General features: G+C 68.5%; 17 protein-coding genes and 3 pseudogenes. 10 read left to right on the top strand and 10 right to left on the bottom strand.

Annotation, left to right across the window (positions count from 1 at the left end; translation table 11 throughout):
* Positions 1–5 precede the first annotated feature (5 nt).
* The 5 genes from RJ1_RS33585 to aspS form a co-directional block, all read right to left on the bottom strand.
* On the bottom strand, positions 6–1,181 hold the full coding sequence (locus RJ1_RS33585; protein ID WP_073366778.1) for a phosphotransferase family protein: 1,176 nt from the start codon (positions 1,179–1,181) through the stop codon (positions 6–8).
* A 65-nt stretch (positions 1,182–1,246) separates the two neighbouring features.
* Positions 1,247–2,197, bottom strand: coding sequence for a transglutaminase family protein (locus RJ1_RS33580; protein WP_073366777.1), 951 nt, complete (start codon positions 2,195–2,197; stop codon positions 1,247–1,249).
* Complete coding sequence (locus tag RJ1_RS33575) at positions 2,194–4,776, bottom strand: circularly permuted type 2 ATP-grasp protein (RefSeq protein WP_073366776.1); 2,583 nt, start codon at positions 4,774–4,776, stop codon at positions 2,194–2,196. The genes RJ1_RS33580 and RJ1_RS33575 overlap by 4 nt, the downstream gene beginning before the upstream one ends.
* On the bottom strand, positions 4,773–5,744 hold the full coding sequence (locus tag RJ1_RS33570; protein WP_073366775.1) for a DUF389 domain-containing protein: 972 nt from the start codon (positions 5,742–5,744) through the stop codon (positions 4,773–4,775). The genes RJ1_RS33575 and RJ1_RS33570 overlap by 4 nt, the downstream gene beginning before the upstream one ends.
* 71 nt (positions 5,745–5,815) lie before the next feature.
* Entirely contained in the window at positions 5,816–7,624 is a 1,809-nt protein-coding gene (gene aspS, locus RJ1_RS33565; RefSeq protein ID WP_073366774.1) for an aspartate--tRNA ligase, read from the bottom strand.
* A gap of 143 nt (positions 7,625–7,767) precedes the next feature.
* On the opposite strand from aspS, the gene ypfJ reads away from it, so the two are divergent.
* The 3 genes from ypfJ to RJ1_RS33550 all read left to right on the top strand — a co-directional run bounded on the left by ypfJ (position 7,768) and on the right by RJ1_RS33550 (position 10,113).
* Positions 7,768–8,694: a KPN_02809 family neutral zinc metallopeptidase gene (gene ypfJ / locus RJ1_RS33560; protein WP_073366773.1), complete on the top strand. Its 927-nt coding sequence runs from the start codon at positions 7,768–7,770 to the stop codon at positions 8,692–8,694.
* Positions 8,695–8,758: 64 nt separating this feature from the next.
* The gene (locus RJ1_RS33555; RefSeq protein ID WP_073366772.1) at positions 8,759–9,385 is read left to right on the top strand and encodes an ArsR/SmtB family transcription factor; all 627 of its coding nucleotides are present in this window, start codon (positions 8,759–8,761) and stop codon (positions 9,383–9,385) included.
* Positions 9,386–9,387: 2 nt separating this feature from the next.
* Complete coding sequence (locus tag RJ1_RS33550; protein WP_073366771.1) at positions 9,388–10,113, top strand: SRPBCC family protein; 726 nt, start codon at positions 9,388–9,390, stop codon at positions 10,111–10,113.
* A gap of 5 nt (positions 10,114–10,118) precedes the next feature.
* Here RJ1_RS33550 and RJ1_RS33545 read toward each other — a convergent pair whose 3' ends face one another.
* Positions 10,119–10,586, bottom strand: a complete 468-nt coding sequence (locus RJ1_RS33545; protein WP_073366770.1) for a hypothetical protein — start codon at positions 10,584–10,586, stop codon at positions 10,119–10,121.
* 124 nt (positions 10,587–10,710) lie between these two features.
* On the opposite strand from RJ1_RS33545, the gene RJ1_RS33540 reads away from it, so the two are divergent.
* Positions 10,711–11,133, top strand: a complete 423-nt coding sequence (locus tag RJ1_RS33540) for a PPOX class F420-dependent oxidoreductase (RefSeq protein ID WP_073366797.1) — start codon at positions 10,711–10,713, stop codon at positions 11,131–11,133.
* Here RJ1_RS33540 and RJ1_RS33535 read toward each other — a convergent pair.
* Positions 11,120–12,163, bottom strand: coding sequence for an Rv2578c family radical SAM protein (locus RJ1_RS33535; RefSeq protein WP_073366769.1), 1,044 nt, complete (start codon positions 12,161–12,163; stop codon positions 11,120–11,122). The two genes, RJ1_RS33540 and RJ1_RS33535, sit on opposite strands and share 14 nt — an antisense overlap.
* A gap of 108 nt (positions 12,164–12,271) precedes the next feature.
* Between RJ1_RS33535 and RJ1_RS33530 the strand changes: the two genes are divergently transcribed.
* Positions 12,272–12,670 (top strand): RidA family protein, encoded by a 399-nt coding sequence (locus RJ1_RS33530; RefSeq protein WP_073366768.1) that lies wholly within the window; start codon positions 12,272–12,274, stop codon positions 12,668–12,670.
* Positions 12,671–12,881: 211 nt separating this feature from the next.
* Here RJ1_RS33530 and RJ1_RS33525 read toward each other — a convergent pair whose 3' ends face one another.
* Positions 12,882–13,349: an SRPBCC family protein gene (locus RJ1_RS33525; protein WP_073366767.1), complete on the bottom strand. Its 468-nt coding sequence runs from the start codon at positions 13,347–13,349 to the stop codon at positions 12,882–12,884.
* 134 nt (positions 13,350–13,483) lie between these two features.
* On the opposite strand from RJ1_RS33525, the gene RJ1_RS46295 reads away from it, so the two are divergent.
* Complete coding sequence (locus tag RJ1_RS46295) at positions 13,484–13,693, top strand: hypothetical protein (RefSeq protein ID WP_240320043.1); 210 nt, start codon at positions 13,484–13,486, stop codon at positions 13,691–13,693.
* Here the strand turns inward: RJ1_RS46295 and RJ1_RS33520 are convergent.
* Positions 13,668–13,793, bottom strand: a pseudogene (locus RJ1_RS33520) (Fic family protein); the annotation flags it as partial. The gene RJ1_RS46295 and the pseudogene RJ1_RS33520 sit on opposite strands and share 26 nt — an antisense overlap.
* 167 nt (positions 13,794–13,960) lie before the next feature.
* Here RJ1_RS33520 and RJ1_RS33515 point away from each other — a divergent pair.
* Entirely contained in the window at positions 13,961–15,469 is a 1,509-nt protein-coding gene (locus tag RJ1_RS33515) for a protein adenylyltransferase SelO (protein ID WP_073366766.1), read from the top strand.
* 196 nt (positions 15,470–15,665) lie between these two features.
* On the opposite strand, the gene RJ1_RS46960 is transcribed toward RJ1_RS33515, so the two are convergent.
* On the bottom strand, positions 15,666–15,830 hold the full coding sequence (locus RJ1_RS46960) for a hypothetical protein (RefSeq protein WP_162850311.1): 165 nt from the start codon (positions 15,828–15,830) through the stop codon (positions 15,666–15,668).
* Positions 15,831–16,470: 640 nt separating this feature from the next.
* Here RJ1_RS46960 and RJ1_RS48145 point away from each other — a divergent pair.
* The 3 genes and pseudogenes from RJ1_RS48145 to RJ1_RS47345 form a co-directional block, all read left to right on the top strand.
* Complete coding sequence (locus tag RJ1_RS48145; RefSeq protein ID WP_255284926.1) at positions 16,471–16,701, top strand: hypothetical protein; 231 nt, start codon at positions 16,471–16,473, stop codon at positions 16,699–16,701.
* Between the two features lie 66 nt (positions 16,702–16,767).
* Positions 16,768–17,004, top strand: a pseudogene (locus RJ1_RS46955) (TA system antitoxin ParD family protein); the annotation flags it as partial.
* Positions 16,996–17,485 (top strand): annotated as a pseudogene (locus RJ1_RS47345) (ATPase); the annotation flags it as partial. The pseudogenes RJ1_RS46955 and RJ1_RS47345, both read left to right, overlap by 9 nt.
* Positions 17,486–17,493 lie beyond the last annotated feature (8 nt).

Genomic DNA, 17,493 nt, shown 5'->3' with positions numbered 1-17,493 from the left:
GCGGGTCAGCCGACGGACAGTCCCCGGATCTTGTCGGCGATGGTCCGGGCGTGGTGGGCGACCACCGTGTTCCCTGCGTGATCCGCCGAACGGGCCAGTCGGTCCCACCGCTGAATCAGCGCCTCGGAGCGCGGCACGGACAGGTGATGCTCTCGGACCGCGGCGATGCGGGTGTGGTTCTCGGGCAGGAACAGGTAGGTGCTGAGCCACACCCAGATCAGCTGCGCCTCCACCATGCGGGCGGCGAGGACGTTGTCGTCGGCGAGGGCGGGCCACATACCGACGACCTCGGCCCGCCAGGCCTCGATCATTGCCTGCGTCCGGTCGTCGGACAGGTCGATGCTGCACAGGCAGCCCGGGAACGAGACCAGCGCATACGCGATGTCGAGCATGGCGTCGCGGAAACCGCCCCACTCGTAGTCGAGGAACCGCACGCCCTCGTCGTTGACGATGATGTTGTCCGGGCACAGGTCGGAGGGGCTGAACGCCCGGAACCGGCCGCTCTCGAACAGTTTGGCGGCGCGCGCGACCTGCTCGGTGAGCTCGGGTGAGACGTCGATGCCGAGGATCTCGGCGAGCAGACGCGGCACGGCGGGCACCGCCCGCTCCACCTGTTCGGCGACGGTGTCGTCGCAGTGCGCGACCTCGGCGCGGCGCAACAGCGCGGTGAAGTCTTCTTCGCGGCCCACGGTGGCCGCGTGCATGCGACCGAGCGCCTGGGCCATGGCCATGAGCGTGTTGGTGACCGTCTCGGCGTCGGAGTGCTCGAGCAGCGCGCTGATCGGGGTCGCGTCACCGAGGTCGCTGAGGACGAGGAGGCGGGCTTCGAGGTCGGACGCGAGCAGTTCGGCGCCGGGACGGCTGTCCGTCGCCAACGCGGTCGCGAACTGGTAGGACACAGCCTCGCGAAGGAAGGCGCTGCCGCTGTCCCCGGACAGGTCGTCGGGATCGACGGCCCGCGCTCCGGACACCCCGGACTCCTCACGGAGCTGCTTGATCACCAAGGTCCGCGGAAGGGAGAACGGATTCTCCGCCACGCGCACGCGGAGCACGATGGTGCGGCCACTGCCGCCGAGATCCACGGGATCCACCAGTGTCACGGGTGCGCCTGTGCGACGGGTCAGCAGCTTCTCGGCTGCGGCAACTACCTCTGAAACGGGGTCTGCCAGTGTTGCAGTCATCGCGGACCAACTTACCTGCTAGTGACACGGATCATCGAGTCCTCCTAGGGAAGCCCCGATGAATTTCAGCATTTCGGCTGATCCGGTGCGAGCACTTCCATCGGCGCGACGTCAACCGACACCGCAATGGTGCTGTTTCGTGCCTCTGTGTATATGACACCGCGCAGTGGAGGGACGTCCGCGTAGTCGCGGCCCCACGCGACCACGGTGTAACGCTCGTCGACCAGCTGGTCGTTGGTGGGGTCGAAGGCCAGCCACCGGTCCCCCGGCATCCACACGGCCGCCCACGCGTGGGTCGCGTCGACGCCGATCATCCGTTCCTTGCCGGGCGGCGGCTGCGTCGCCAGATAACCGGACACGTACCGGGCGGCGAGCCCCCTGGACCGCAGGCAGGCGATGGCGAGCCGCGCGAAGTCCTGGCACACGCCCGACCGCTTCTCGAGGACTTCCGCGACCCGGGTCGACACGGACGTCGACCCCGACTTGTACCGGAAGTCGCGGTGGATGCGGGTGGTGAGATCGACCACCGCGTCGACGAGGGGCCGTTCCGGCGGGAAACTCGGGGCCGCGTACTCGCGGACGGCGTCGCCGATCTCGGGGGGTTCGAGGTCCAGCACGAACTCCTGCGCCATCGCCCCCTCGGTTCCCACGGGGCGGGACAGCTCCCACGGCGAGTTCGCCGGCGCAGCGCCGAGCCTGCTCTTGTCCGGGCCGTACACCTCGACCTCGGATTCGGCAGCGACGACCAGTTCCTCGTGCGGTGTGCTCACCTGGAAGTACAGATTCCGGTTGCCGTACGCGTCGGAACCGGTGGAGCGGTCGGCGGGTGCCGGCGAGATGTCGACGACGGAACTCACGCACCGCTGTTCGTCGGTGTCGCGCGGCAGGAGATATCCGCGGCCGTACGACGAGGACACAGCCGCCGAGTACGTGTAGGTGGTGCGGTGGGTGATCGTGAATCGGCGCAGCACCGGACGCTCCGCTGCCTCGCCCGCCGGGGGCGGCACGTCCGTCATGCGGACACTCCGCCCTGCGAGGTGCTCCATGTGGTCCCGCTGCCCCACAGCGGCTGGGTGCCGCCGGGAAGGGACAGCTGCCCCTTCAGCATCACGTCGGACAACTCGCACAACAGGGCGCGCATGGTGGTCGTCAGCTCCCCCAGCTCCTTCCGGGACCCGGTGGCATCGACCGATTCGAGTTGAGCGGGGTCGACGCGCCTCACCGTATTGACCATGTCCTCGACGAGCCGCTCCGCCCGGGACGCACCCGAGGCATCCGGAAGCGCGGCGAGATTCGCACGCAGCGCCTCGAGCTGGAATGCCAGCGACCGAGGGTTCTTCACGTCGAACAGCAGCAACTCGGCGACGGCCGCCGGGCGGATGCTCCGATTGCGGCGACGGTAGACCACCGAACTCTCAGTGGCGACGAGGAGCGATTCGATCACGGCGCGTTCGGTCGCGGGATCCGTCCTCCGGCTCAGCGTCGACTCCACCAGCGCGATGAGGGTGGACGCCCGCTCGATCCGTTTGCCGATGTCCATGACGTGCCAGCCGGTGTCGCGGACGAGGGATTCCGCAGCGACACCCGACAGGGCGAGCATCCCACCGAGCACCGCGGACTGCGCCTCGAACAGCACCGACCCGTCGTCGACCGGGTCGGCGGCGACCTGGCCGAGTGTGCGTTCGACCGAACTGAGGACGGCCCAGATGTCGTTGGACAGTTGCCCGCGGACCGCCCGCGCGGCCTGCTCGACACCACGGACCGCGTGCGCGAGCGACCCGTCCCGGTCCGTGTCGACCGTCAGCGAACGGAACTCGGACCGCACCCGCAGTTGGTCGGCGACCGGGTCCGAGCCAGACTCGCGGCCCCGATCGAACCCGTCCGCGGGACAGTTGTCGGCGTCGGCGACCCGCAGGACCGTGTCGAGGAGGATCGGCAGGCTGCCGCCCCCGGCCAGCCACGGTCGCAGGCGATAGTCGCGGTACTTCTCCCCCACGGCGATCATCAGTCGTGCCGCGCCCTCGGCGCGTTCGGCGAACCGGCCCATCCAGAACAGTTCGGTCAGCGCGCGCGGCGACGTCATCAGGTCGGACGTCGTCGCCGCGTACGTGGGCAGCGCGTCCCCGTCCCGCTCCGCGCCGTCCCGCGGTTCGGTGGACGCGGTGCGCTGGGCCAGCCGGATCCAGACGTCCTTCGCCCCGGCGTGCCGCCGGTCCCCACGTTCGGCGCCCGGAACCAGGGACGTGCCGAGACCACCGGCCATCGGGGTGAACCCCACCCGCTGCGCGACGCTGAACAGCCGCATCCCGACCGGTGCGAGGACGATGTCGCCGGACCCGTCGGCGGCGGGCGCATACGACGGGTCCGGCACGATCTGCCCCACCCAGCGGTCGGGTTCGGCGCGCACCCGGTCCAGCACGGCCTCCCGGTCCGCGTCGCCGAGTTCCGCGGGCACGATCGGTGACCCACCGCGCACCTCCCGCAGCACCATCGTCGACGCGTGCGCCAGGATGTGGGACAGCTCGGACCGGTCGCCACCCCAGAAACTCGGCACCGACGGAAGGTGGAGGTCCTCGTCGAGGAGCCGTCGGCACAGGTCCGGAAGCAGCCGGGTGAGGGCGGGGTTCTCGAGGATCCCGCTGCCGAGCGTGTTGACGACGGTCACCGCACCCCGTCGCAGCACCTCGACGAGTCCGACCACACCGGATCGTGAGTCGGGGCGCAGGTCGAGTGGATCTGCGAGGTCGGCGTCGACACGTCGGACGATCACGTCGACGCGTTCCAGGTTGCCCAGCGAACGCATCCACACGTGGCCGTCGCGGACCACCAGGTCGGCGCTCTCGACGAGCGGGAAACCGAGGACCGTCGCGAGGTACGCCTGGTCGAACGCCGCCTCGGATCGGGTGCGGGGGCTGAGCACGACGACCAGGGGGTCCTCGGTGCCCGCGGGGGCGGCGTCGATCGCCGCGAGCCGCATCGACTGGGCGAACGACGACAGCGGGCGCGGACCCACCGTCTCGTAGATGCCGGGCATCGCCCGCGCGATGACGCGGCGGTCCGCCATCGCGTAACCGGCGCCGGCCGGTGACTGCGTGTGATCGCGCAGTGCGTGGAACGTTCCGTCGGCGCCGCGGCCGACGTCGAGTCCGTGCAGGAACAGTTGATGCCGCCCCGGCACCGTGATGCCGTGCGCCGCACGGACGTAACCCGGGTGCCCGAACACCGTGCGAGCCGGAACGGCGCCGCTCCGGACGAGCGTCATCGGACCGTACAGATCCGCGAGCACCGCGTCGAGGAGCCGTGAGCGCTGGACGAAGCCCGCCTCGAGTTGTTCCCACTCCCCGGCCGCGACCACCAGCGGGACCGCGTCGATCTCCCAGCGCGGCGGCGCGGTCGGGGCGTCCGACCCGTCGAGCGGGTTGTAGGTGATCCCGTGGTTGTCGACGAGGAGCCGGATGCGGGACTGCAGGCGGCGGACGGCGTCCGACCCGCCGTCGGCGAAGTCCTCGGCCAGTTCGGCCCACGGTTCCCGGACCGCGCCGTCCCGGCCGAAGAGTTCGTCGTATCCCGCGCCGTCGTGCGGCGGGACGCTCATCGGATTCTCCGCGGCGACAGGGAGCGCTCTTTTCGCGCCTGCTCGAGCAGGCGCCGCGGATCGCTGCCCCTGCGCAGCCGGAGCGCCAGCACGAGGACGCCGGCGACCACGATGCCGGTCATGTTCACCCCGAGTTGCAGCGCCGCCAGCGCCGCGACCCGCCATTCGCCGACGGTGACCGCGACGACGGCGAATCCGGCCGCAGGGACGGTGGTGACGGAAATGAACACCCCGACGAGGGCCGCCGACTTCGCGGACACGAGTGCGAGCATTCCGGCCCCGCCGGCGAGGAGCGCGACGACCAGGGAGAGCGGGCCGACCCTGTAGATGAAATCGACCTGGTCGAGGGCCTCGATGCTCTCGAACTCCATCCAGCCGATCCGCTCCATCAGCAGCGTCGCGATCAGCGTGGCCGCCATCGCGAAGGGGAAACCACAGAGCAATGCGATCAGTGACCGCCGGGCCAGACCGAGCTTGCGCCGCATCAGGGCGACGGCGAGCGCGGCGAGGGGACCGAACTCGGGTCCCACCACCATGGCCCCGACGACGGTGATCGGCGAGTCGGTCACCACACCCACCGAGGCGAGCAGGCAGGCGATGGTGAGGAACGCGAGGAACGTGCCGTTGAGCGTCGACTCCTCACGCGTCCGGCTGACCAGTTCCTCCCAGACGACGCTGTCCGCCGGGTCGCCCGGAGCCGCCTTCTCCGCTTCCCGGGCGGCCTTCGACAGCACCGTCTCGACGGGCTCCACCGTGATCGCTCCGGTGCGCTCGATTCCGAGGGCCTCGAGCGCGTCGATCACGTCGTTCGCCGACTCCCGGGCGACGTCGGCCTGGATCGCGTCGCCGGCCGGGTCGATCGCGGCTTCGCGGAGCACCACCACGTGGGTGGCGCCGGGTTCCGCAGCGAGCACACCGAGGACGTCCTCGGTGCGCTCGGCCGGACAGATCACTCTCAGGTGCAACATCGTGTCCCCCGGCTGTTCCGCGTCGTCCGCTCTTCGGGTACCTCCGGCACAGCGTGCCGAAGGGCCCCCGCCTACCTGGCCGCGGGTGCGTCCGACTTGGCCGCCGCGGCCTCGCCCTTCGGCTCCGGCTTGGCGTCGACACCGGATTCCTTGCGCTGCTGCGCGGTGATCGGAGCCGGCGCACTGGTCAGGGGATCGACGCCGCCACCCGACTTCGGGAACGCGATGACCTCGCGGATCGAATCGACACCGGCCAGCAGCGCGGTGATGCGGTCCCAGCCGAACGCGATTCCGCCGTGCGGCGGGGCACCGAAGGCGAAGGCGTCGAGGAGGAACCCGAACTTCTCCTCGGCTTCTTCGTGGGAGATGCCCATCACCTTGAACACTCGTTCCTGAATGTCCTTGCGGTGGATACGAATGCTGCCGCCGCCGATTTCGTTGCCGTTGCAGACGATGTCGTAGGCGTACGCGAGAGCGGACCCCGGGTCGGTGTCGAAGGTATCGATCGACTCCGGCTTCGGCGACGTGAACGCGTGGTGCACCGCCGTCCAGGCGCTGTACCCGAGTGCGACGTCGCCGCTCGCGGTGGCGTCCGCGGTCGGCTCGAACAGCGGCGCGTCGACGACCCACACGAACGCCCACGCGTCCGGGTCGATGAGGTTCTGCTTGCGGGCGATCTCGCCGCGCGCGGCGCCGAGCAGGGCCCGCGACGACTTGGTGGCACCGGCCGCGAAGAAGATGCAGTCGCCCGGCTTCGCGTCGACGTGCGCGGCGAGTCCCTCACGTTCGGTGTCGGTGAGGTTCTTGGCCACCGGTCCGCCGAGGGTGCCGTCCTCGCCGACGAGTACGTAGGCCAGGCCCTTGGATCCGCGCTGCTTCGCCCATTCCTGCCAGGCGTCGAGCTGCTTGCGCGGCTGGCTCGCACCACCGGGCATGACCACCGCGCCGACGTATTCCTGCTGGAAGACGCGGAACGTGGTGTCCTTGAAGAACTCGGCGCATTCGACCAGTTCGACACCGAACCGCAGGTCCGGCTTGTCGGAGCCGTAGCGGCGCATCGCCTCGGCGTACGTCATCCGCGCGATCGGCGTCTTGATCTCGTGCCCGACGAGCTTCCACAGCGAAGCCAGCACCTCCTCGGCGAGGAGGATCACGTCGTCCTGGTTCACGAAGCTCATCTCGATGTCGAGCTGGGTGAACTCGGGCTGGCGGTCCGCGCGGAAGTCCTCGTCGCGGTAGCAGCGCGCGATCTGGTAGTAGCGCTCGATGCCGCCGACCATGAGGAGCTGCTTGAACAGCTGCGGGCTCTGCGGCAGCGCGTAGAAGCTGCCCGGCTGCAGGCGCGCGGGCACCAGGAAGTCGCGGGCGCCTTCGGGCGTCGACCGTGTCAACGTGGGGGTCTCGACCTCGACGAACTCGTGGTGCGCGAGCACGGCGCGGGCCGCGGCGTTGACCTTCGACCGCAACCGGATGGCGTGACCGGGGCCCTCGCGGCGCAGGTCCAGGTAGCGGTACTTCAGGCGCGCTTCCTCACCGGCCTGGTCGTCCAGCTGGAACGGCAGCGGAGCGCTCTCGTTGAGGACCTCGAGCTCGGTGACGTTGACCTCGATGGCGCCGGTCGGGATCTCGAAGTTCTGGTTGCCCTCGGGACGGACCTCGACGACACCGGTGACTTTGACGCAGTACTCGGCGCGCAGGCGGTGGGCCTGCTCGGCGGCGGCGCCCTCCCGGAACACCACCTGGGACACGCCCGAGGCGTCACGTAGATCGATGAAGATCACCCCGCCGTGATCACGACGCCTGGCAACCCAACCGGTGAGGGTTACGGTCTGCTGGGCCTGCTCGGCTCGCAATGAACCGGCGAGATGTGTGCGCAGCACGGGATTCCTTTCGAAACATGGGGCAAGCTACTTCGTTGGCTGAGATCCTACGGAGACACCGTGCGTGAGCGGAAACGCATACCCGCTTCACGTGCGAGGCTCGATCGGCACGCACCGGAAAAGTGAAGAGAAAGCGACGACACATGACCTTCAACGAGGGCGCCCGCATGGACTCCGGCAGGGTGTCCGTCGGAGGCGGAGGCGGCGGGGGTGGCCTGGGCGGCAAGTTTGCCATGGGCGGCGGCGCGGGCGGTCTGATCGTGCTGGTTCTCGCACTGCTCCTCGGGGGTGATCCGGGTTCGTTGCTCGGCGGCCTGAGCGGCACCACGGATTCCTCCGCGCAGAGTTCCGCCGGCCTCGAGAATTGCCAGACCGGCGCCGACGCCAACCGCGACGTGAACTGTCGCGTGGTGTTCACGGCGGGCAGCCTCGACTCAGTGTGGGGACAGGAGCTCGCCGCCCAGACCGGCACCGCGTACGTCCCGCCGGAGGTCGTCCTGTTCTCCGGCTCGGTGAACACCGGCTGCGGCAACGCCACCAGCGACGTCGGCCCGTTCTACTGCCCGGCGGACTCGACGGCGTACTTCGACACGAGCTTCTTCCAGCTCCTCGTCGACCGTTTCGGGTCGAGCGGCGGGCCGCTCGCGCAGGAGTACGTCGTGGCGCACGAGTTCGGTCATCACATCCAGAACCAGCTCGGCAACATCGGGCGGGCGCAGGCCGATCCGCGGGGCGCCGATTCCGCGGCGGTGCGGACCGAACTGCAGGCCGATTGCTACGCGGGTGTGTGGGCCCACTACGCCGACACCCTCCCCGGCCCCGACGGCGGGCCGCCGTTCCTGAACACCCTCACCGACAGCGATATCAAGGACGCCCTCTCTGCCGCGTCGTCGGTCGGTGACGACCGGATCCAGGCGTCCGCGGGCGCGCGCGTGAATCCGGAGGGCTGGACGCACGGCTCTTCGGAGCAGCGGCAGAAGTGGTTCGCCACCGGCTACCGGACCGGTCAGGTCCAGGCCTGCGACACCTACTCCGCGCGCGATCTGAACAACCCTCCCGCGCTCCGCTGAGGCAGGCAGCACCGACAATTATTTTTGTCTTGACAGAACTTATTGTCGGTGCGAGTGTAGACCCATGCTGGACGTAGCAGTGATCGATCAAGCGGCCGCCGCCGAGATCTCCCTGGACCCGGTCCGGGCCAGGTTGCTGGCGGCGCTCGCCGAACCCGGCTCGGCGAGTTCGATCGCCACCCAGGTGGGATTGACACGCCAGAAGGCCAACTACCACCTGCGGGCGCTCGAGGAGCACGGGCTCGTCGAACTCGTCGAGGAACGCAGGAAGGGAAACGTCACCGAGCGGGTGTTCCAGGCCACCGCCGCGTCGTACGTCATCTCCCCCGCCGCGTTCGCCGCCCTCGCACCCGACCCCGACCGCGCACCGGACCAACTGTCGGCCCGCTGGCTGGTGGCACTGGCGGCCCGGCTGGTACGCGAGGTCGGTGAGCTGATCGCCGGAGCCACCGCGGCCCGTCAGCCCCTGGCGACGTTCGCGATCGACAGCGAGATCCGGTTCGCGTCGGCCGCCGACCGGTCGGCCTTCGCCGACGAACTCGGTGAGTCCGTGAAGAACCTGGTGGCCCGGTACCACGACGAGAACGCCGCGACCGGGCGCGGGCACCGCCTCGTCGTCGCACTGCACCCCAGCCTGAAAACACCGTCCCAGCAAGCGAAGTCACCCGACGCCCGTCACGAGGAGAGGTAGCCATGTCCAAGAATTTTGAGATCCGCCGCGAAGTCGTCCTCGACGCCACCCCGGAAGACGTGTTCGCCGCCGTCACCAGCGGCACCGGCGGGTGGATGTTCCCCACCGAACTCGATCCCGGAGTCGGCAGCGAGGGACCGGACGACCCGACCGTCGTCGCGTGGGAGCCGCCGCGGAAGTTCGCGGTTCGTCAGGAAGGCCCCGACGGCTGGTTCAACGCGCTCGAATACCTCATCGAGGCCCGCGACGGCGGCACCGCAGCCCTGCGTTACGTGCACAGCGGCATCTTCACCGACGACTGGGACGCCCAGTACGACGGCGCCGACAAGCACACCACGTTCTACCTCCACAGCCTCGGCCAGTACGTCCGGTACTTCCCCGGTCGCGCGGCCACCTACATCGCGGCGGACGGTCCGGCGGCCTCCTCCGATCCCGAGGCGATGTCCACACTCCGCACCGCGCTCGGCCTGTCCGGCACCTCGACCCCCGGCGACACCGTGTCGGTCGACGTGCCCGGGTTCGGAATCCTCGACGGCGTCGTCGACTACCTGACACCGTACTTCCTCGGCATCCGGACCGCCGACGCGCTGTTCCGCTTCTACGGCCGCAACGCGTTCGGCGGAACGGTCGACGCCGCGCACCACCTCTTCGCCGACGACGCCGACGCCGCCGACCAGGAGAAGTCGCAGGACGCGTGGAAGTCGTGGCTGGACAACGTCTTCGCCTGAACCCGTCACCCCCGGTTCAGGACGCCGTGAACTCGCCCCCCACCCGGAATGTGCGGGGTGCTCGCGGTGATCTCGACGCTGACCCGCCCCGCCCCCGGATCGAAGTACACGGCTGTCGGCGCGCCCGGCCCGTCCCATCCGCTCAGCGCCCATTGCGTCGTTCCGGAGGCGCCGGTGTCGAGATTGCGCCAGTGCAGCGTTCCGTCGACCATGCAGACCCGGGAGGTGCCCGCGAAATGCGTTGTCAACAGCACGTAGTTCGGGCCGTATGGCTCCGGGTAGTCGGACGACGCCTGTGCGTCGATCCGGCCTCCACAGATGCTGACATCGCCGGGGTACAGGCCGTGCCCGATCGTGAAGGTGGGTGTCAGCGCCGCCGCATCTGCGGCGGCAGCGGCCGGTGCCCCGATGAGTGCCGCAGCGGCAATCGAACCCACGACCGCCGAACGGACAACCAGACTTCTCACAGGCATGGTGCTCCTCGCTCGTGTGCGTCGAATCCCTCCCCGTTTGTCTCCGGGAATGCGGGCAGTGTTACTCGTCCGCATGGCTAGTGTCGACACAGAGACGTCGCCCGCCATCGAACAGGAGATTTTCGTGTCGTTCACCGATGAAGAGATCGCCTACCTGCGGTCGCAGCCGCTCGCGCGCGTCGCCACGGTCGACTCAGACGGGCAACCGGATGTGGTTCCGCTGGCGTTCGAGTTCGACGGAACGCACTTCTGGGTGGGCGGCACCGGCCCGTCCGTCGCCGGTACCCGCAAGTTCCGGAACATCCGGGCCGGGAACGACAAGGTGTCGCTGGTCGTCGACGACCTGGTCTCGTTCGAACCGTTCATCGCGCGGTCCATCCGCGTCGACGGTACGGCCGAGCAACCGGTGGAACGGGACGGAATGGTCGGACCCGGGATCTACGTGCGCATCACCCCGACCGTCTCGTGGAGTTGGAACATGGCGGGAGAACCGGCCGGCGCAGAGTGGTACGAGCCCAGACGGACCGTTCACCTCAGAACAGGGTGAGGGCCGGTCCGGGACGACCGGCGCCGACGAGTTCACGACGATCGGACTCGGCAGCCTCGGCCTGACCTGCTTCGCGATGCTTCGCCCCGCCGCCGAGGCCGTACTGGTCGACGAGGGGATCGACACGCTTCTTCAGCCACGACTTGTATTCGGGCGGAACGTAGGCCGCCCGCCCGTACAACTGCCGGTACTGCCGGACGAGCGCGGGATGCTCGGCGGCCAGCCAATTCATGAACCAGCCCTTGGTGCTGCCGCGCAGGTGCATGGGGAAGACGGTCACCCCCGAGGCGCCGGCGTCGGCGATCGACTCGAGCAGGCCGTCGAGATGCCGCACCGAATCGGTCAGGAAGGGAATGACCGGGGCCACCATCACATTGCAGGGCAGACCCGCGTCGGTGATCGCCCGGATCAGATCGAGGCGCGCCTTCGGCGTGGGTGTGCCCGGCTCGATCGACTTCTGCAGGTCGGGATCGTGGATCGCCAGCGACACTCCGATGCTCACCGGCACCTGCTGGGCGGCGAGCGTCAACAGGGGTAGGTCGCGTCGCAGCAGCGTGCCCTTGGTCAGGATCGAGAACGGTGTCGCGGACTCGGCCAGCGCGCGGATGATTCCGGGCATGAGACGGTACCGGCCCTCTGCCCGTTGATACGGATCGGTGTTGGTTCCGAGCGCCACGTGCTCGCGCTTCCACGACTTCCGCCCCAACTCCTTGCGCAGCACCGCCGCCACATTCGTCTTCACGACGATCTGACTGTCGAAATCCCGGCCCGCATCGAGGTCGAGGTATTCGTGCGTGGGTCGCGCGAAACAGTAGCGACACGAATGCGAGCATCCACGAAAAGCATTGACGGTGAACTGGAAAGGCAGCTGCGACTCCTCGGGCATCTTGTTCAGCGCGCTCTTGCAGAGCACCTCGTGGAAGGTGATGCCATCGAACTCGGGCGTCTGCACGCTGCGCACGAGGCCGGCACGTTCCAGCCCCGGCAACGCGCCGTCGTCGGCATCGACCGCTTGCCCATCCCACCTCATGACTACATGCGAACATTTGTTCTAACCCGTGTCAAGGCTTCGCCCCATTCGGGCTCGCGAGAGTCGAGCACGACCGCGCTAATGAGCGCCGGATCGGGGCTTGCGACAATGACCCTCATGTCGAACAGAAACAACGTCTCGTCCGGTTCCGAGTGGGAAGCCAAGATCGGCTATTCCCGCGCCGTGCGGATCGGACAACTCGTGTCCGTGTCGGGCACCACTGCGTCGGGTCCCGACGGACCCGTCGGTGGAGACGACCTCGGTGAACAGACCCGAGAGGCACTGCGCCGAATCGAAGCGGCACTCATCGAGGCCGGCGCGAGCACCGCTGATGTGATCCGCACCCGCATGTACCTCACCGACATGAGCCGGTGGGAAGAAGCCGGCATCGCGCACGGCGAGGTCTTCGGCGAAATCCGTCCCGCCACCACGATCCTCGAGGTCAGCGCGTTGATCGCCCCCGGCCTGCTCATCGAGATCGAGGCCGACGCCGTTATCGGCGACTGACCGACTCGGGGAGGCGGCACCTCATCCACGAGCACCCTGTCCGCCTCCCCGCACACCTGATGCCATCCAACGGTACGCATCTCGAATGTCTCCACCAGTCCCCCACCACTAGTTGATCCGCGCGCATCTGGTGGGATGCTCCCGATGACGGGTAGGGTGTTCGACCGCTTCCTCGACGAAGTGCCCGGGCCCGGGTCACCGCCGACCCGAGTCAGCCCGCCCCTTCGACGTACGACGCCAGGTTGGCCAGCGAGGAGGCGATCCCAGCCTCGTGAACCGCTTGGTCGATGCCGGGTGGCACGTCCGTGGCGGTGACGGTCACCTCGGTCCCGTCACCGGCGGCAGCAAGGTGCCAGGTCATCGTCATAGTGCCCGCGTACGACGGGTCGTCGGCCTCGAACACCGCCCGCTGCACCACGCGCTCCGGTGGCACCAGCTCGGCGAATCCGACATCGACGACATCCGTCGCATCCGAAGTCTTGCCGGGACTGTCGACAGGGTCGAGGTAGGTGAGGACCATCCGGAACCCGCCACCAGGCCGGGGATCCCACCGCTCGACCCGCCCGCGCATGCCGTCCGGCGGCAACCAGGCCTCGAGGGACTCTCGGTCGAGGAGGGCGCCGTAGACAGTCGCCGGTGGTGCCGCGATCACCCGGCTGGCGCGGTCGATCCTGTCCATCGCCCGATTCTAGCCAGTGCCGCGCCGGGCCCACTCAGTGCCGATGCGGTTGGTCGAGTTCTCGGCACCGGCGGCGGGCTTCATCAGCCAACCACGGTTAGACGCGGGCGATTTCGACGAGCACTCGTTTCTTGATGACCGCCTGGCAAGTCTGTGCTCGGGTTACCGTCCCGTTGGCGTCGGTGATGCTCGCCGACACCCGCCGCTACTTCGACCACCTGACCCGCTACCAACCGGGGGATACGTACGGATTCGTCGAGTACGTCGCCCGCTCCGTGATCGTCTCCAGCGAGGCGGTGCAGGACTCTGCCCACGTACTCCGATGCGTCCGTTACCGTCGGTGAACGGGTCGATCGACTCGAACTGGGCGTGCGCGATCGCGGCCTGCGCGAGGATCGGCAGGTCGGTGCGGTTCGCGAACCCCAGCAGATCCGGCATCAGCTCGTTCCGAGTGGCCGCGCTCCGGCCAGCTTCACCCGCTACGGCGGCCGTCAATGCTCCGTCCGCGACAACGCATACGTTTGATGCCGGTGCGGCCCTACCCTGTCTGGGGCATAGCCCGAACGCCCTGCGTGGCACAAACCCAGTCACGGGGTGGTTACCCTCGCATTATGGCTGCAATCCCGGATTCCACCGTGGGCACGAACACAGCAGTGTCCGGCCTCGAAAGCACCTTCGCCGACGAGCTGGGCGCCCTGACGGTGCCGTGGCAGGGCGCCCATGCGCCGAACCCCACGTTGCTCGTGCTGAACGAGCAGCTCGCGGCGTCGCTGCGGTTGAACGTAGACGCGCTGCGACGCGAGGACGGGGTCGGCGTCCTGTCCGGGTCGACGGCGCCGGCGGGGGCCACGCCGGTGGCGATGGCATACGCGGGCCATCAGTTCGGTGGGTACGCACCGCTACTCGGGGATGGTCGGGCGTTGCTGCTGGGCGAACTGGTGAACAGTGATGGTCAGCGAGTGGACCTGCACCTCAAGGGCTCGGGGCGGACGCCGTTCTCTCGCGGCGGCGACGGGTTCGCGGTGGTCGGACCGATGCTGCGCGAATACCTGGTCAGCGAGGCCATGTATGCCCTCGGCATCCCCACGACGCGCGCGCTGTCGGTGGTCGCGACGGGCCAGTCCGTTCGCCGCTACGGCACCGAACCCGGTGCCGTGCTCGCACGGGTCGCAGCCAGTCACCTGCGCGTGGGCACCTTCGAATACGCGGTGCGGCAGGGCGAGGTGCTGCAGCCGCTCGCCGACTACGCGATCGCACGCCACTACCCGAAGCTGACCGAACTGCCGACGACGGGTGACAGCAATCGCTACCTGACGTTCTTCGAGGCCGTGGTCGAGGCGCAGGCGTCACTGGTGGCGCACTGGATGCGCATCGGTTTCGTGCACGGAGTGATGAACACCGACAACACGACCATTTCGGGTCAGACTATCGACTACGGTCCGTGCGCCTTCCTCGACGCGTTCGACCCCGCCGCAGTGTTCAGTTCGATCGACCACAGCGGCCGCTACGCGTTCGGCAACCAGCCCGCTGTCCTGAAGTGGAATCTGGCGCGCTTCGCGGAAACGCTACTGACGCTGATCGATTCCACGCCGGATGACGCGATCACCGCGGTGTCGGCAGTCCTCGACACCTTCGATGAGCGTTACGCCGGTCACTACGCGGCCGGTATGGCGGCAAAGCTCGGTGTGGCCGGCGAGCCCCTCGATCGAGCGCTGGTCGACGACCTGCTGACGCTGATGGAGGAACACGGTGCCGACTGGACAGGCACCTTCCGCGCTCTCGCGGACGAACTACGTGGAAATTCGATGCCTCTCGACGGCCTCGTACCGCGCGAGCGCATCGGTCCATGGTTGGAACGGTGGCGCGGGGTTCTGACGAAACAGGGGCGTGGGGCAGCGGAGACCGCGGACGTGATGGACTGCGTCAACCCGCTGTACATCCCGCGCAACCATCAGCTCGATGCTGCTTTGCGCGCCGCGACGGACGGGGAGCTCGCTCCGTTCGAGAAGCTACTCGAGGTCGTCACGCATCCGTTCGCGCCCCGCGACGAGTGGGCCGACTACATCACACCCGCCCCGGCGTCATTCAATAAGACCTTCCAAACCTTCTGCGGCACTTGATTACCAAGCGGACTCGCTGACAGATGGCAACGTTCGCGTCGGGTGAACTCGAGGCGGCTGTCGCTCACCCTGGAGAAGGCTGTCCAGATGCCCCAGAGGAGGACACCTACGTGCACCGGAACGCAGCGGCCCGGTCGTCGCCGCACGAAATGCGACTTGCTCTCCGCCCTTACCGCTGGACTTCATGCTGCCGTGGTCACGCTCGCGGCAGGTTCCGGTTCGCGCGCGAGCTGGTGCTGATCGTCTCGGCGAGATCAGCAACGGTGGTCGCGGGTGTCGCAGTGGTCGCCTCGACGGCGGCGTGGGCGTGGGCGTGGGCCAGACGATCGACGAGGTGAGGATTCCTCGAGCTGGCGACCATTCCACGAGACGTGCCGTCGCGCCGCGCGTCGACGTCTCCTTCTCCCGAACCTATCGCCGGTCGAATGCCTCGCCGACCTACCAAGCGGCATCGGCGTCCCCATCCCGCACGCCCGCATTCCCCGGAAACCTTGGCGCCAACGCCGCCGTCTCTCGCCAGCGATAACGCCTCAGCGGATCCCCACGTCCCTCACACCGTTCGACCTCGCAGCCGAGCACTCACCGCAACGAAAGCAACGATGTGAGAATCCGGTGCAAACGTAGCAAGGAGTGCTCATGTCGACCCACCGCACGATCTCTCCCACGCGACACCAGAAGCTCTCCGGCTACCGCATTCGCCGAGACACCGTGAAGGGCCGCTACCTGCGTGTCGGCGACCGCCCTCAGAGCACACCGTCACCGGACGACGGCACGGTTTGTCGGATCTGTCGACCACCGACTTGATCGACGTTGTTGTCTCCGAGTTCACCGGGCGCCCCGAGATGCACCCTGGTTCGCAATCAGGTGACCGCTCTGCTGGCGATGGCACCGACGCTGACCGACCGCACCCACGCCGCCCGGATCGGCGCCGACCTCGCGACGACGCCATCGCACAGGCCGAAATCGAGCAAGCCGCCCGCCGGCACATCCTCGACCGTCCGATGCTCACCGCCGGCCAGGTCGCCGCCGTCCTGCACCGACCAGCAGCCGATCGCAATGCCGCCTCCCGCCTGCGCACCGCAGGCAAGGTCGTCGCCCCTTCGGTCGGCAACAGCTACAGGTACCCGGCATTCCCGTTCCACGAGGCCACCGCCTCGGTCCGCGAGGCCGTCGCCGCCGTCAACATGGCCCTCGGCGCCGTCGCCGACCCATGGGGTATCGCGCCGCGGTGACTGACCCCCTCGACCCGCCTGCCACGAGGGAGCAGACCCCGGCCGACCCCACCCGGGAGTGAAGCGATGCACAACACCGGAGACAAGGTCACCCGCCTGACAGCCGACCTGGTGGCCAGCGCCATCGCCGAGGGACAACGACAGCACCGCACCGGACGCCAGCAACTCGAACTCTGGGCCCGGGTGGGACGTGCAGTCTCGAGCCGGCAGACCGCGGCCCGGCACCGAGCAGAGGACGCCCTCGCCGGCCGGTTGCCGATCGGCGAACTCGGAACCGAAGAAGGCACCGTGTTCAACGCCGACGAGATCGCCACACAACAATGGCCCGCGAATCCGGCTCTACACGCCTACGAGGCGGCAGACATCGCCGCGAAAACCCGAGCACACCTGCACCCTGGGGAAGTCGTTCATCGCCGAGACGGTGTTCTCCCACCCGTCGAAGCTGGAGCCGATCGACGAAGCACGCACACACGAGTACACCGTCGTCATGCACGTGGTAGTGATTCCCGAGGAGCTAGCGGCCCAACGTGTACGCTACCGGGTCCGAGCCGGCGGGCACGAAGTGCCCGAAGACAAGATCCGCCAGCGATACCAAAGACTGTGGGGCCCCGTCGCTCAGGCGTTCCCACGTTGCGATTATGCGACCGTGTACGACAACAGCTCGAGCACCGGCCCGCGCATCGTCGCCCAGCTCACCGATGGACACCTCGTCGGCGAAGCCACCTGGACCGCGTGGACACCCGCAGAACTGACGTCGCACACCAGCCGGGGCGAGCAACAATAGGCGCAGTA

Origin of the sequence: Rhodococcus jostii NBRC 16295, from assembly GCF_001894825.1 — a bacterium.
GTDB classification, from domain to species: Bacteria; Actinomycetota; Actinomycetes; order Mycobacteriales; family Mycobacteriaceae; genus Rhodococcus_F; species Rhodococcus_F jostii.
This window is presented reverse-complemented; position numbering and strand designations above follow the sequence as displayed.